At 69.9% G+C, this 14891-nt stretch carries 8 protein-coding genes; 2 read left to right on the top strand and 6 right to left on the bottom strand.

Annotated elements, in window-relative coordinates:
* Positions 1 to 223: 223 nt before the first annotated feature.
* A complete protein-coding gene (locus tag ABZ928_RS14330) occupies positions 224 to 1189 on the bottom strand; it encodes a WYL domain-containing protein (protein ID WP_361518052.1) in 966 nt (321 codons plus the stop codon).
* Between the two features lie 62 nt (positions 1190 to 1251).
* Here ABZ928_RS14330 and ABZ928_RS14325 point away from each other — a divergent pair, with 62 nt between their 5' ends.
* The gene (locus ABZ928_RS14325) at positions 1252 to 2808 is read left to right on the top strand and encodes an MFS transporter (RefSeq protein WP_361518050.1); all 1557 of its coding nucleotides are present in this window, start codon (positions 1252 to 1254) and stop codon (positions 2806 to 2808) included.
* Between the two features lie 424 nt (positions 2809 to 3232).
* Positions 3233 to 5029 carry an HEXXH motif domain-containing protein gene (locus ABZ928_RS14320; protein ID WP_361518919.1) on the top strand — a complete coding sequence of 599 codons (1797 nt, stop codon included), beginning with the start codon at positions 3233 to 3235 and terminating at the stop codon, positions 5027 to 5029.
* Positions 5030 to 5060: 31 nt separating this feature from the next.
* On the opposite strand, the gene fxsT (ABZ928_RS14315) is transcribed toward ABZ928_RS14320, so the two are convergent.
* From fxsT (ABZ928_RS14315) to fxsT (ABZ928_RS14295), 5 genes are all read right to left on the bottom strand, one after another.
* Complete coding sequence (gene fxsT, locus ABZ928_RS14315; RefSeq protein ID WP_361518048.1) at positions 5061 to 8876, bottom strand: FxSxx-COOH system tetratricopeptide repeat protein; 3816 nt, start codon at positions 8874 to 8876, stop codon at positions 5061 to 5063.
* A complete protein-coding gene (locus tag ABZ928_RS14310) occupies positions 8873 to 9859 on the bottom strand; it encodes a MoxR family ATPase (RefSeq protein ID WP_361518046.1) in 987 nt (328 codons plus the stop codon). Before ABZ928_RS14310 ends, fxsT (ABZ928_RS14315) begins: the two co-directional genes overlap by 4 nt.
* Positions 9860 to 9906: 47 nt before the next feature.
* Positions 9907 to 11454 (bottom strand): hypothetical protein, encoded by a 1548-nt coding sequence (locus tag ABZ928_RS14305; protein ID WP_361518044.1) that lies wholly within the window; start codon positions 11452 to 11454, stop codon positions 9907 to 9909.
* A gap of 13 nt (positions 11455 to 11467) precedes the next feature.
* Complete coding sequence (locus ABZ928_RS14300; RefSeq protein WP_361518042.1) at positions 11468 to 12328, bottom strand: toll/interleukin-1 receptor domain-containing protein; 861 nt, start codon at positions 12326 to 12328, stop codon at positions 11468 to 11470.
* Positions 12329 to 12401: 73 nt separating this feature from the next.
* Positions 12402 to 14840 (bottom strand): FxSxx-COOH system tetratricopeptide repeat protein, encoded by a 2439-nt coding sequence (gene fxsT / locus ABZ928_RS14295; protein WP_361518040.1) that lies wholly within the window; start codon positions 14838 to 14840, stop codon positions 12402 to 12404.
* Between the last annotated feature and the right edge of the window lie 51 nt (positions 14841 to 14891).

Genomic DNA, 14891 nt, shown 5'->3' with positions numbered 1-14891 from the left:
GGCAGGCGTGCCGTTAAGGCCGGCGCCCACCCGAGCAGCCGGCACCCTCGACTCCGCGCCGTCTGCGGGCAGGCGTACCGCTAGGGGCGGCTCCCGACCCAAAGAGAGGCGGCACCCCGCCAGCGCGGGCGAGCGCACCCACCGACGGCACCCCCACCCCGGCAACCCACAAACCCAGCCCAGCCCAACTCAGCCGAGCCGAGCACCCCCGCCGAACCCCCCCTCACCCACCCCCCGCCCGACTCAACCGGCCCCCCAACTCCCGCACACACCGCACCAGTTCCTCCGGCCCCCGCACAACGAACTCGCAGTCCACCATCGCAAGCCGCACCGCCATCCACTCCACGGCGTCCCCCACCTCCCCCCGCAACCGGCACCGCCCGTCCCCCAACTCCTCAGGCTCCCCAGCCCACTTGGGAACCCGAGCCGCGACAAATGCGGCGGACGCCTCGAAGACGACGTCGATCTCGTATGTCTCCTGCCGCCGATACATCGACTGCCGCAGATACTCCGCCGCACTCCCCGTAGGCAACTCCCGCGCAGCGAACCGCGCCCCCGTGGCAAACGGCTCACTTACCCGGTCCACCCGGAACGTCCGCCAGTCCCCCCGGTCGAGGTCGTACGCGACGAGGTACCACCGCCGCCCGTTCGACACCAGCCGATACGGCTCGACGACGCGCCGCGATTCGACCCCGTCCCGCGCCTGATAGGCGAACCGCAACCGCTCCCGCCCGGCGACGGTGGACGCCATCACGGTCAGCGTCTCCGGCGCGATACTCGCCCCGTCCCCGCTGGTGAGCGGTGTGGTCGCGGCCTGCAAGGTCGACACCCGATGCCGTAGCCGCGACGGCAGCACCTGCTCCAGTTTCGCCAGCGCCCGCACCGACGCCTCGTCGACGCCCTCGACCGCGTGCCCGGCCCCCGCCCGCAGCCCGACCGCGATGGCCACCGCCTCCTCGTCGTCGAGGACGAGCGGCGGCATCGCCTTGCCCGCGACCAGCCGGTAGCCCCCGTCGGAGCCCTTCGTCGCCTGCACGGGATAACCCAGTTCACGCAGCCGGTCGATGTCCCGCCGGATGGTGCGGCGGGAGACACCGAGCCGTTCGGAGAGCTCGCCGCCCGGCCATTCCCGCGGGGTCTGGAGGAGGGAGAGGAGCTGGAGCAGCCTGCCCGGAGTGTCCGTCGTCATGAGTTCGAGGATGCCGTACCACTAGGACATGATCTGACCTAATGGGGCCGTAGCTTCGATGCATGACCTCCACCGCAACGCCCGACCCCATGGAATCCCCGGCGTCCTCGACTCCAGGGGCCCCCGACCGCCGCCGCTGGTTCGCCCTCGCGATCATCATGACGGCGGCCTTCATGGACCTCGTAGACGTCACGATCGTCAACATCGCGATCCCGTCCATCCAGGCCGAGGCGGGCGCGACCGTCAGCCAGATCCAGTGGATAACGGCCGGTTACGCGCTCGCCTTCGCAGCCGGGCTGATCACCGGCGGACGCCTCGGCGACATCCACGGCCGTAAGCGGCTCTTCCTGATCGGCATCGGCGGCTTCACTCTTGCCTCCGCGCTGTGCGGCTTCGCCGCGAACCCGGAGATGCTGGTGGCCGCGCGGATCCTGCAAGGCGGTATGGCGGCGATGATGGTGCCGCAGGTGCTGTCGATCGTGCACGCGACGTTCCCGGCGGAGGAGCGCGGCAAGGTCTTCGGCCTCTTCGGCGCGATCGTCGGCCTGGGCGCGGTGTCGGGCCCCCTGCTCGGCGCACTGCTGACGGAGTGGAACCTGTTCGGCCTCGAATGGCGCCCGATCTTCCTCATCAACCTCCCCGTCGGCATCGCGGGCCTGATCCTCGGCAGCCGCTTCATCACCGAGTCCCGGGCCCCGCGCGCCCTCAAGCTGGACCTGGTCGGCGTCGCGCTGGTGACCCTGGGCCTGCTGATGCTGCTCTACCCCCTGACCCGGGGCCGTGAGCTGGGCTGGCCGCTGTGGGGGTACGTGTCCATGGCCGGCGCGCTCGTCGTGGGCGCGGCGCTGGTGGCGTACGAGAAGCGCAAGACCGCCCGTGACGGCTCCCCGCTGGTCGAACTGTCCCTGTTCAAGGTGAAGAGCTTCGCGGCCGGCATCGCGGTCCAGACCGTCTTCGGCATCGGCCTCGGCATCTTCTTCCTGGTCTGGACCCTCTACATGCAGACCGGCCTCGGCTGGCGCCCCCTGAAGGCGGGCCTGACCGGCGTCCCGTTCTCGATCGCGGTCTCCCTGGCGGCGGGCCTGTCGGTCCAGAAGCTCGTCCCGCGCGTCGGCGGCCGCAGGGTGCTCCAGACAGGCGCGCTCACCATGGCGACGGGCGTCCTGCTCTACCTGTGGGAGGCCGACCGCTACGGCATGTCCATCGCCCCCTGGCAGATGTCCCTTCCCCTGATCGTGATGGGCCTCGGCATGGGCCTGATCTTCGCCCCGCTGACGGACATGGTCCTGTCGCGAGTACCGCGCGAGCACTCCGGCTCGGCGTCCGGCCTCATCAACACCATGCAGCAGATGGGCAACGCGCTCGGCCTCGGCCTGGTGTCGGTCGTCTTCTTCAACCAGATCCCCGACGGGCTGCGGCCGGACGAGGTGGGTCCGGTATTCGTGGCGGCCTTCCAGCACGCGCTGGGATGGGTCGCGGCCGTGATGCTGGTGATCTTCCTGCTGATGTTCGCACTGCCGGGGCGGGAAGCCCCCCGGACGAAGCACGACGGGGGCACGCGCGCCTCGCGGGAGACGGCCGCGCCCGCGCGCGAGACCGAGCCGGCGCCGGTTCCGTAACTCCTCGAACGAGTGCCCGTCGCCGCCTGTGTACGGCGGCGGGCATTCACGCCGCACACCCTGTAATGTGCGTAATCTCTGACCCAACCTCGCGCGCGCGGGCATGAGCTCCGTGCACATCCTGGAAGCGGACGTCATGGCAACGACGGAACAAGCCACTGTGACCGAGGTGGCGGCGCCGGAAGCGGTGCGGTCGTGTTGGCTTCCCGCCCTTTCCGGGCTTTCCCTCAGCGAACTCAAGGCCGTGGACGCATCGTTCCTCCAGCCGTCGGTCGCACATCTCCGGAGCTCGGCCCGCCCGTTGTCCACCATCGCGGGGACCAGCGGCAGTTAGGCGCTGTCGCTGAGTCCGGAGTCGGCGGTTTGATTCCGCTGTAGGGTGCACGGCACGCCATTGCCGTGTGAATGAGGAAACATCGTGCCAATGCGCCTTCACCACCTCTCCGCCTCCGTTCTGCGGGCACTGATCTCCACCACCGAGGACCAGCACGCCGTCACCACCCTCGTGGACACGGAGACGAGCCGTCGACTGCTGATGATGCGGGCGATCATGGACGTAGCGGCGCGGCTTCCCGAGGCTCGCACCGCCGAAGTCACGGAAGCCTGGAGCCTGTTGGAGTCGGTTGAGCGCGTCGAGCCCGAGGTCTTCCGCGAGGTTCTGCTGGATCCTCAAGTGGGACTGTGGGGCGCGGCACTCTTTCGCAGGCTCTTCGCTCCGGCAGCGGACAACGAAGCCGGGCCCGACGAGGCGCCTCTGTGGGTGGAGTTCGGTTTCCTCGGTCAGCTGGCGGCGACCGTGGCCGTCGTCGCGGGTGTCGACTTCCGGATCCGGGTGCCAGTCCGGTCGGGTGCCGTCTTCCTGCCAGGGCTCGGGCAGGCGCTGGTGGGTGACGCCCGCGACGCGTGGGGCAGCGCGGAGGTGCGTGGGGACAACGGCGTGGTGGAGGTCGCCGGCACCGGGCCCTTGGTCACACTGCCCGCCGAACGGGAGACCGACGCACCGGGCTGGCAGGGCCTGCGTCGGCTCCGCGCCGTTCATGACGGCGTCGCGCTCAGCCTCGTCCTCGACGATCTGGGGCCTCGCGCGGCCGTACCACTGCTGACGGCGGGGCGGTTGACGGATTCCCAGTTCCGGGTCTGGCAGAGGCATTTCGACCGCATGTGGGCGGTCCTGGTGGATGATCACAGGGCAAACGCGCTCGCTCTGTCCAAGGGACTGCGGTCCATTGTCCCCTTGCCGCGCGGCGAGCGACTGCGGGCCCGGGCCGCTTCCTCGAGCGACGCCTTCGGATGCGTCCTGCTGTCCGACCCCGACCCGGACGAGGAGGTGCTTCCGGCGCAACTCGGGGTCGCCCTGGTGCACGAGTTCCGGCACACGCTGCTCAACGGCCTGATCTTCCTCGTCCCGCTGTTCGAGGACCACGACGAGCTGTTTCACGCTCCCTGGCGGGACGACCCGCGCCCGCTCGGTGGACTTGTCCACGGTGCGTACGCGTTCTCGGGCGTCACGCACTACTGGCATACGAGGGGCCAAGAGAGGCTCGCGGGCTTCGAGTTCGCACTGTGGCGTGACGCCGTGCGCGAGGTTCTCGGCACGCTGGGCGAGCATCCGGCGCTGACCGATCTGGGGCGCGAAGTCGTCCGTTCCCTCAGCGAGCAGTCCAAGGTCTGGGAGCACGAGCAGGTGGGGGCGCGGGAAGCACACCTCGCGCGCCTGGCCGCGGTGCATCACCACGCGACCTGGCGTGCACATCATCTGTACGCGGATCCCTCCTATATCGCTGATGCGGCGCGAGCGTGGAGCGACTCGCGCCCCGCACCGGCCGCCCCCGCCCTCGACCCGGTCCTCCGCACCGACCCGCACGCCTGCCGGCTCGACACCCTCGCCCTGCTGGCACGCCTCAGCCTGATCAACGGCCAGGAGTTCGACGATCTGCGGTCCCTGGCCGCCCCAGCCCTGCGGATCCCCGGCGCCGGCGCCGGGGACCTGGCTCTGGTGGACGGCGACGTCCACGCTGCGGTCAAGCTCTACGCCGACGAGCTCGCCGAACCCGACCCAAGGCCCGCCGCCTGGGCCGGACTCGGGCTGGCCCTGACCGAGACAGGTGAGGAGGCCGCCGGAGCCGTCCTCATCGAGTACCCCGAACGTGTCGCCGCCCTCAGCAGGGCCCTTCGCCCCGCTCCGGACCCGGTAGCCCTGGCCCGCTGGCTGGCGGGGTAGCCACCGCCGCTGCCGAGCCTGCCAGGGCCGGTCACAGGGGCATGGGGTCGATGTCGCAGTCGGCCCGGTGTTCCCAGTCCGCCGACTGGGCGACCGCTGGGTGACTGCTGCCCAGCTTCCGGCTGAGGCGCTCGCTGGCGTCGGTGTGGAGCAGATCGGCTTCCTCTCCGCGGCCGAGGGCCCGCAGGTCCATGGCGAGGTTGGCCGCCACAGCGAGAGTGGAGGGATGGTCGTCGTCGAAGACCTCCCGTGAACGGCGCAGCGTCTCCGTGTCGAGTTCGTGCGCGGCGGCCGGATCTCCCAGAGCGAAGTGATCGCTGGCGAGGTTGGTCCGGCAGACCAGCGTGGACGGGTGGAGTTCGCCCAGCGCGACGGAGAATTCCTCCAGGACGACCAGGTTGATGTACTGCGAGGCGGCGGGGTTGCCCAGCAGCCGATGGGTGATCGCCAGGTTCAGGGCGGCGGACAGCGCGTGCGGATGCCGCCTGCCGTACGTCTTCTCGTACTGCTCGCAGATCTCGGTGCCAAGACGCAGGGCTTCCGGAAGGTTGCCGCTGTGGCGGTGATGGACCGTCAGTTCCAGGGTGGCGGCCATGGATTCGGGATTGTGCGGGCCGTACCGGCGGACAAGATCGGTGCGGGCCTGGTCCGCGGTCGCCATCGCCTCCGGGTGTTCGCCGGCCTTGCGCAGGGCGACGGCCAGATGTCGGAAGCAGGAGAGGCTGAGTGGATTGTCACCACCCAGGAGGGTGATGGCCTGCTCGACGATCTCCCGGTGGTACGTCAACGCCGCTCCGTAGTCGCCCAGTTCCCGGATGTCCAGGATCAGCCCCAGCCAGGTGCGCAACGAGTCGACATGGTCCTGGCCGAAGATCTGCGTCCAGCCGTGCCACGTCTGCTGGTCGAGGTCGTGGGCCCGGCCGAAGTCGCCGACGAGGCGCAGGCTGACGCCGAGGTTGTGGGCGGCGCGCAGGGTCTCCGGGTCTTCCGGGCCCAGCAGGCGCAGATACTGCTGGTGCACGGATTCCGACAGGCTGAGCGACTCACTGAAGGCGCCGCGGACACGGTGGTCGGTGGCGACGTTCCCGAGCGCGTCGATCGTGTCCTGCGCCTGAGGGCCCATCGACTCCCGGTACGCCTCAAGGGTGATGGCGTTGAGTGTCGCGGCCTCCTCGTAACTGCCGGTGGTGAAGAGCAGGAAGCCGAGCCAGCGGGCGACCTGCAGAGTCTGGGGATGATCCGCGCCCAAGGTTCGGGACCAGGTCTCGTGGGCGGTGCGAGCGAGATCGAGACCGGACTCGTAGTCGCCCCAGCGCAACAGGTAGATGACCTCGTTGACGACGAGGTTGCGCACCCAGCTCTCGTCCGAGAGGACCGCCTCGGACACCAGCACATGCGGATACAGCGAGCCGTACCGCTCCCAGCGCACCATGTTGTTCGGATCGTTGGGATCGCTCGACGCCAGCAGCAGATGGGCGCCGCGCTGCATGGTCGACCGGTCCTCGTCGGTCATCCGGTACAGCAGAGCGGCCTGCACCAGTCGGTGCATCTGCAGGGAGTTGTTACGGTGGTTGAAGCGAGCCAGCGAGTAGCGGCCGATCTCCCGGATCACCTGCCCGAGCCGGATCGGGTCCTCCAGTGCCGAGTCCAGCTCCGGGGCGATGGATCCGCGTGGCATCCGTGCGAACAGGGTCCGGGAGATGGGCTCGGGCGCGTAGAACGAGCACACCTGCAACAGTTGGTAGGCGGCCGGGTTCTTGGTCTCCAACTGGTCGAGGGAGATGTTCCAGGCCGCGATGACCGGATGCTGATTGTCCAGCGGGGCAGTGCTGCGCAGCAGGTCCACGCGCTTCTCGTTGAGCAGGCGCAGATACTCGTCGACGGGCATACCGGTCTCGGCGTGCCAGGCTGCCGCCTGCTCGATGGCGAGCGGCAGATCTCCCAGCGCCTCCGCCAGCCGGTCGGCGTCCTTGTCGCTGATTTCCGGTCCGCGCAGCCGAAGCAGCTGTTTGCTCTCCTCTCGCAGGAACACGTCGACCTCCAACGGGCGTGCGATGGAGGCCCATTGCGGGTTGCGGGAGGTGATGAGGATGTTGCCGGGGCCGCCGGCCGGGAAGAACTGCCGTACTGCTTCCGGGCTTTCTGCGTTGTCGAAGACCAACAGCCAGTTCGCGTAGGGAACCCCGACGCGCAACGCCTCCAGGACGCCTGCCACTGTCGAGGAGGCATCGCTGCCGGGCGTCAGTCCGAGGCGTGGGGCGAGTTCCACCAGGGACAGTGAGATCTGTGCGGTGCGCTCGGCGGGGATCCACCACACGACGTCGTACTCGGTCATCCGCCGGTACAGGTACTCCACCGCGAGCAGGCTCTTGCCCACGCCACCCATGCCGTGCAGCGCGTGCGGCAGGACTGCGGTCGCCTTCTCCTGGAGCAGCCGCTGGTGGAGCTGTTCGAGTAGGTCTCCGCGCCCGGTGAAGTTCGGGTTCCTGGGCGGGATGTTCCCCCAGACGGTCGGGGTGTTCCGGGTGCGCTCTGTGCTCGCACTGCCCGCCGGGGCCTGCTGGGGCATCACCGGCCTCCTCTGGTCGTGGGTCGTGGGACGGGCGGTGTCACCCGGGGGCCGGGCGACGGACTGGCTGGGCGCGGTGGTGCGACAAGCTGTGCGGTGCAGGCCTTCCCGGTATGCGGTGACCGCGGCGTCGACCACTTTCGCCGGGTTCAGGAACGGTCCGGACAGCGCGTGGAGAACAGCGCTCTCCACGGCGAGCCATGGTGCGGACTCCTCGTCCACCGGGGGAAGTTCGGACACTGCGGCCCCGCGCAGGAGCCGGGGTAGTCGCCACAAGTGTTCCCCGCCGGATCCCCGGCGATCCCCCACGAGTTCGACAACTCGTACGAGATCGGTACGGCGTCCGGCGGCGAGGAGTTCCTCTCGTACGCCAGGTGCGAACTCGAACGCCGGGTCCCTGCCGCCGTCCGTCTCCCGGACCAGACCGTGCACCAGCAGCTGCGCGAAGTCGGCGAGCGAGGCGGCCGGCATCAGCGCGTCCCGCACCCGCGAGATCACCGGCCGGGTGAGCGGTACCGCAGCCAGCAGGGTGGCCAGTGTGAACACATCCTGGGTGGCCGCGGACCGGAAGCGCGCCACCTGAGCCGCGGCGGGCGCTGACGGCACCTGGGCCTCGTCGTCCGGAGCCGCGTCGGGCCGGGGGAACATGACCGTCAGCGGCAGCCATCCGGGAGGCCCTGCTCCGAACAGTTCCGACCAGGCGGCGAACCAGCGGGGTGTCAGCTCCAGCACGGGCACTGGTACGCCGGTACGGCGGTCGGACGGTCTGCCGTCCAGATCGGGACCGAGCCCGCGCGCCTGCCAGTGCAGCCGGTCGTTCGTCATGGCGGCGGCCGGCGTGCGCAGCAGGACCTGCCAGGTCCGCAGCCAGGTGACCGGCCAAACCGGATGCGGTAATAGATGGACCACCACGACCGGACCGCTCCGGCTCCAACGGCGCAGCAGCGGTTCCATCGCACGGGTGCGCCAGCGTGGCCCGGCGCCGTCGGTCAGGAGCACGGTCAACCGGACTCCCGCGGCGCGCCGCGGCAGCGTTGCCGGGTCGGCGCAGCGGCCTTCAGACAGCCGGTGGGTGGTGATCCGGCCGAAGGCGCCCGATCGGTGCACCTGGAGAGCGAAGGCGCCGATCGTGTCCCGCCACAGGCCCATCGTCGGCCCGGTGTCCGCGACCACGGCCACCTCCACGGCCCGGGGTGATCCGTGCCTGAGCGCGTTGCCCACGCGGCGCAGGGATTCCGGGAGCTCCGAGGGAAGCTCGGTCCAGAAGCCGGCGCTCATGGCTCTTCCGGGGCGGTCCAGCGCCAGATCGTGTCGAAGGCCTTCTGCCGGTCTCCGTCTCCGTCGATGACCGCTTCCAGGGCTCCGGAGAGGGTCAGTTGCAGCGAGTCCAGGAGGCGTTCCACGGCAGGGCCGTCGGTGTGGGCGGCCCGGTCGAGAAAGGCTTCCAGCACGTCAGCCGGGAGGCCGGGCCCGCTTGTGGCGAAACGGCTCGCGACGATGTCCCGCAGCGTGCCGGAGGCGGGCCGGGGCATCCGCAGTCCGACGCAACGCCGTACCAGCGCGGGTGCGAGATCCCGGGCCCCGCTGCTGGTGACGACCACGACGGGATAGGCGTGACAGAGGACCTCCCCGCCCCGCAGTGCCACCGAGGCCTGGTGGTCGTCATCCGTCGTCACCCGTTCAACGTGGCCCGGCACGGCGAAGCCGCCGGAGTCGAGCACCGTGCACAGGTCCTCCGGCAGCGTGATCTCGGCCCGGTCCAGCTGGTCGATCAGCAGGACCCGTGGCCTGCGGTACGGGAGGAAGGCGGTACCAAGCGGCCCGAGGCGTGCCGCACCGTCGTACAGACCCTCGGCCAGTGTGCTCAGGCTGGTGATCGGCCATCGCAGCACCCGTCCGAGCCCCAGCTCCCGGCTGATGCGATAGGCCAGCGCCGACTTGCCGGAGCCCGGTTCGCCGGTGACGAGCAGCGGACGCCGCAATGAGAGCGCCGCGTTGACCCGGCCCACCTCGTCCGCGCCGGACGGCGGGGGTACGGCCTCGTCGCCCAGTAACCGGAGCCCGTACATGTCGTCGGGGGGAGGCTCGGGAAGATCGGGACCACCCGCGAAGCGGCGCCAGGGCGGCGGCTCGGGCAGGACGGCCGTGCCGGTACCGGGCTGCCCGGTGCCACGATAGATCCCCCAGGGCTTGCTGTTCGGCGTCATGAGCGGCGTCCCTCCGAACTGACGGCTGCTGCGGCCGCGAGGCGCGGTCGCCACGATGCGGATGGTGCTGCGGTACTCGGCTTGCGGAGGTGCGGTGGCGCTCAGGCGTTCGGCACCACGGGTTTGCGGTCGGGGTCGTCCCAGAGAACGGTGAGGTTGGCGCCCAGGGGGGAAGCGCCCTGGCTGTCGGTGTTCCGACCTTCCGCGCCTTCGCCGGTGGTGTCCTGGCCGTCGGCGTCCTGGATCGCTGCCTGGCGTCGGTAGGCGGCCACCTTCGTGGGAAAACGCTGCCAGCCGTCGGCGATCAACCAGCCCACCGCGTCCAGGAACTCAGGGGTGGAACGGCTGGTGCGATGCCAGATGACCACGGGCAGTCCACTGCGCAGAGCCGCCTCCAGCTCCTGACTGCCATGCCCCTGCCCGGGAAGCGGAGGCCCGCTCAGCACAGCGGCGACAAGATGCTCGTTGTCGCCGAGGCGGGCACCGAGCCCGCGCAGATGACCGCCGTCCTGACCCGCCACGTTGACATGCACCGAGCCCGCAGGGGGCTGCTCGTCGTTCGTGAGCTGTTGCCAGCGGCGCCGCCAGAACCTGTGCCAGGCACTGGTCTGCAACCGGTCCAGGCTGCGGATGACGACGGGATAGTCCACGGCCAGCGGTACGGGCGGCACTTCGCCCATGTCCCTGGGCCACCAGTCGACCGGCAGGTTGAGCAGTTCGAAGGGCAGGACGAACTCAAGCCACAGCTGTGCGGACCGGTCCCCGCCCCGCTCTTCGACCATCCGGATGATCCGGCTCACTGCGGCCTCCAGCCCCTCCAACGGCACGCGGGACGGCGCTTCACTGTGCTGCCAACCAGAGCTACGGGCCAGGGACATGAAGGAGTGCGATACCAGGTAGTGCCCGTCGTCCAGTGGGTCGCGCTCGATGTGGATGGCAAGGTACTCCTGGTGCGGCCGTACCGGCACCGTCGGTGACCGCGCCCGATCCCGCCGCTCCGCGTCCAGCCGTTCGGCCAGGCCCCAGCGCAGCGCCCACTGCCGGTTGCGGGCCAGCACCTCCCCGGCCAGGTGAGGGCTCATCTCGTCGGTGCTGCGGTCGAGGTAGAGCATCCATGGCGGCAGCCCGTCGCGCGGGGCCCCCTGCCCGGCCATGTGCAGAAAGTCGTGCCAGGGATTCTCGGCATGCGGCGGCGGCTCCGGTACCCGCGCCTGGGTGGCCGTGCGGATCAGCGCGGTCCGCATCCGGCGCGTCATCGGCAGAGTGCCGAGCGCGTCCGAGAGGAACGGCCAGGACCCGGTGACGTCGCCCGGCCCTGCCAGCGAGTCGACGGCCGTCCACTCGTCGGCGAGCCGCTGCACCATCAAGGCCTGCGGACAGCCCGGCTCCAGCATGGGCAGTTTGCGGGCGAGAGTCGTCAGTCCGTCCTGGTGTCGGACGCAGAAGCGGAACAGCTCCAGCAACTGCATGGGCACAGTGGCTTGTTCGCGCAGATCGGCGGGGGTGCCCAGGGCGTCGGAGACGAGGTCGACGAGGAGCGCCCGCGCGTAGCGGTCGCCGAGTGAGCGCATCGCGAGGAGCGCGGCGAGAGCTTCCTCGCTGATCCGCTCGCGGATGCGTAAGGCGTCACGGCCGCTGTGGTCCCCCATCGGCGCGGCCCGTTCAGCCTGGGAAATCGGGTGGCAGGGCCGGCCTGGAGCGACCGGACTCGGCGCCGCCGATGCCGTCGAGCAGGGTCTTGCGGGCCTCCTCCTCGGCCTGGCCCACCAGATCGATGTAGACCAGGTTGGCCAGCAGCCCCGGTGGCTCGCACGGTTTGACCCGTACCGGTACGAGCTTGCGGGACAGCCCGAGTGCGTCCTTGGACTGCACGGCCTGCCATTCCTGGCGGCCGTAGACGGAGTTGAGATAGTCGGGAGACAGCACGGCGATGGTGCGGCGGCACTCGGTGACCCCCCGCTCCATCCCGACCGGCCAGTTGCTGCCGGGCACGAAATCCCACTCCTGCACCAGCACGCTGTAGCCGGCTGCTTCCAGCTGCCAGGACATCCAGGCTGCCCAGCCGCGGTCGGCGGAGGTGTACGAGACGAAGAAGTCCCGTGTGCCGTCGTCGAGTTGTGCGACCGAGGCTTGCGGGAACGGTGGCGGGCCGGACCTCGCCACGATGTGCTCCCGCACCATCTCGCTGACCCGGTCGGAGGTCCGGCTGTGCCCTTCGACCGTCGACACGGCGGACGAGAGGGCGGTCAGCCCGTTCTCCTCGCGATCGCAGAAGCGCACCAGCTCCATGAACCGGAGCCATGTCGTGGGCTGTTCCCGCAGGGAGACGCGCTGTCCGAGCCGCTCCTCGATCAGTTCGATCAGAAAGGCGAAGGCCTGTCGGTCACCCAGGGTGGGTGAGCCGATCAGTGTCCGGGCCATGTTCTGCTGCCAGTCATGGTCCGGCCGGGCGAGGCGGCTACGGTCGTCCCCGTCCACAACACCCCCAAAGAGCTGTGTACGAAACCAGGATACGAGTGCCATGACACTCCGTCAGGGTCCCTCGCGGAGTTCTGGTGGATCCGGAGAGTACCCCTTGTCCCCGGTCTGTCGTGACTCACAGCGGCATGGGATCGATGTCGAGGTCGATCCTTTCGCGCACCCCGCAGTCCGTATCGGCGCGGGAAGGTCCGCGCGGCTGCACGGCGAGATTGGCGGCGCAGGCATGTGTGAAGGGATGTTCCTCGCCCAGCATCTCCCGTGACCGGCGCAGAGTTTCGGAGTCCATCTCGTATGCCGCGGACGTCTCGTGGAGCGCGAGCAGGTCACCGGCCAGGGCGCTTCGGCACGCCAGTGTCGAGGGATGCCGTTCGCCCAGCGCCGAGACCAGGCCCGACAGGGCGAGCGTATCGATGCGTCGCGCGGCCGCCGGGTTGCCCAGCGCGCGATACGTGAGCGCGAGGCTCACCGCCGCCGACAGGGTGTGCGGATGCGGACGGCCGTAGGTCTGTTCGTACCGGTGCCAGGTCTCGGTGCAGAGCACAAGTGCCTCCGCCGGCCTACCGGCCCGCCGCAGCTGCACGCCCAACTCCAGTCCGGCGGCGATGGTTTCGGGCTGGCGTTCGCCGAAGCGCCGCAGCAGGGCGGTGTGGGAGCGCTGTGCCGTGTCCAGCGCCTCGTCTTCCGCGCCCGCCTTTCTGAGGGTGACCGCGAGGTGACGCGCACAGGACAGAGTGAGCGGATTGTCGGCCCCGAGCACGTCCCCGACTCGTTCCGTGATGTCCCGCATGTATCTCAACGCGGCGTCGTACTGGCCGAGTTCACGCACGTCCAGGATCAGTGCCAGCCAGGTGCGCAGTGAGTTGAAATGGTCCATGCCGTGCACCCCGATCAGGCCGTGCCAGGTCTGCTGGTCGAGGTCGCGGGCCCGGGCGTAGTCGCCGACGAGGCGCAGGCTGACGCCGAGGTTGTGGGCGGCGCGCAGGGTTTCGGGGTCCTCCGGACCGAGCAGCCGCTCGTACTTGCGGTGCACGGACTCGGAGAGGTTGAGGGCGTCGGCGAAGGCGCCGCGGGCCCGGTGGTCGATCGCGACGTTGCCGAGCTGGTCGAGGGTGTCCTGGGCATGGGGCCCCATGGTCCGCCGATAGGCGGCCAGAGTCGTGGCATTGAGATCGGCGGCCTCCTGGTAGTTGCCGGTGCACCAGAGGAGGAAGCCGAGCCAGCGGGCGACCTGGAGAGTCTCGCGGTGATTCGCGCCCAGGGTCCGGGACCAGGTCTCGTGCGCGGTGCGGGCGAGTTGGATCCCCGAGTCGTAGTCGCCCCAACGCTGCAGATGGACGATCTCGTTGACGACGACACGGCGCACCCGGCTGTCGTCGGAGCGAACCGCTCCGGAGAAGACGACGTGAGGGTGCAGCAGGCCGTACCGCTCCCAGTGCTCGGCGTTGTCCGGGTCGTTGGGGTCGTTCGCGGCCAGCAGCAGATGCGCGCCGCGCCGCATGACGGACTGCTGTCCGCTCGTCATGCGCGACGAGACGGCGGCCTGCACCAGACGGTGCATCTGGAGGCTCTGAGTACGGTGATCGAACCGGGCCAGGGAGTACCGGCCGATGTCCCGGAGCACCTGACCGAGCCGTATCGGATCCGCCCAGGCGGCCTCCAGTTCCGGAGTGACGGAGCCCTGCGGCGCCCGCGCCCAGAGCAGCCGGGGGATCGGCTCGGGCGCGTAGAACGAGCAGATCTGCAGGAGTTGGAGAGCCGCCGGGTTTGTGTCCCGCAACTGGTCGAGGGAGATGTTCCAGGCCGCGATGACCGGGTGCCGATGGTCCGGGGGAGCGGTGTCGCGCAGCAGTTCGGCCGTCTTCTCGTCGAGCAGGCGCAGATACTCGTCGACGGGCATGCCTGTCTCGGTGTGCCAGGCAGCTGCCTGCTCGATGGCGAGCGGCAGGTCGCCGAGTGCTTCCGCCATGCGGTCCGCGTCGTGCCGGCCGATCTCGGGGCTGCGGGCGTGCAGCAGGCTCCTGCTTTCCTCCCTCTGGAACACATCGACCTGCAGCGTCCGTGCGATCCCCGCCCAACGGGGGTTGCGGGATGTGACGAGGACGGTGCCGGGTCCGCCGACGGGCAGGAACTGCCGTACGGCGTCGGCGCTTTCGGCGTTGTCGTACAGCAGCAGCCATTTCCGGTACGGCTGGCCCGTGCGGAGCGCCTCCAGTACGGCTGTGACGGTCCAGGTCGCGTCGGCGGCGGGGACGAGGCCGAGCCGCGGGGCGAGCTCGACCAGAGCGTGCGCGATCTGTGCGGTGCGCTCGGCGGAGATCCACCACACGACGTCGTACTCGTCCATGTGCCGGTACACGTACTCGACGGCGATCGACGTCTTGCCGACACCGCCCATACCGTGCAGGGCGTGCGGCACCAGGGCGGCGCCCTTGTCCCGCGTCAGCCGTTCGTGCAGGTCGTCCAGAAGGCTCTCGCGGCCTGTGAAGTCAGGGTTGCGCAGTGGGACGTTCCCCCAGACGTCGGGGATGCGGCCCTCGCTGTCGTCGTACGGCATGGTGGCCCTCCACGATCGGGGAGCGTCCTTGGACGGGTGATCGGGCGCGCG

Source organism: Streptomyces sp. NPDC046909, from assembly GCF_040644695.1.
In the GTDB taxonomy this organism is placed as follows: domain Bacteria; phylum Actinomycetota; class Actinomycetes; order Streptomycetales; family Streptomycetaceae; genus Streptomyces.
This window is presented reverse-complemented; position numbering and strand designations above follow the sequence as displayed.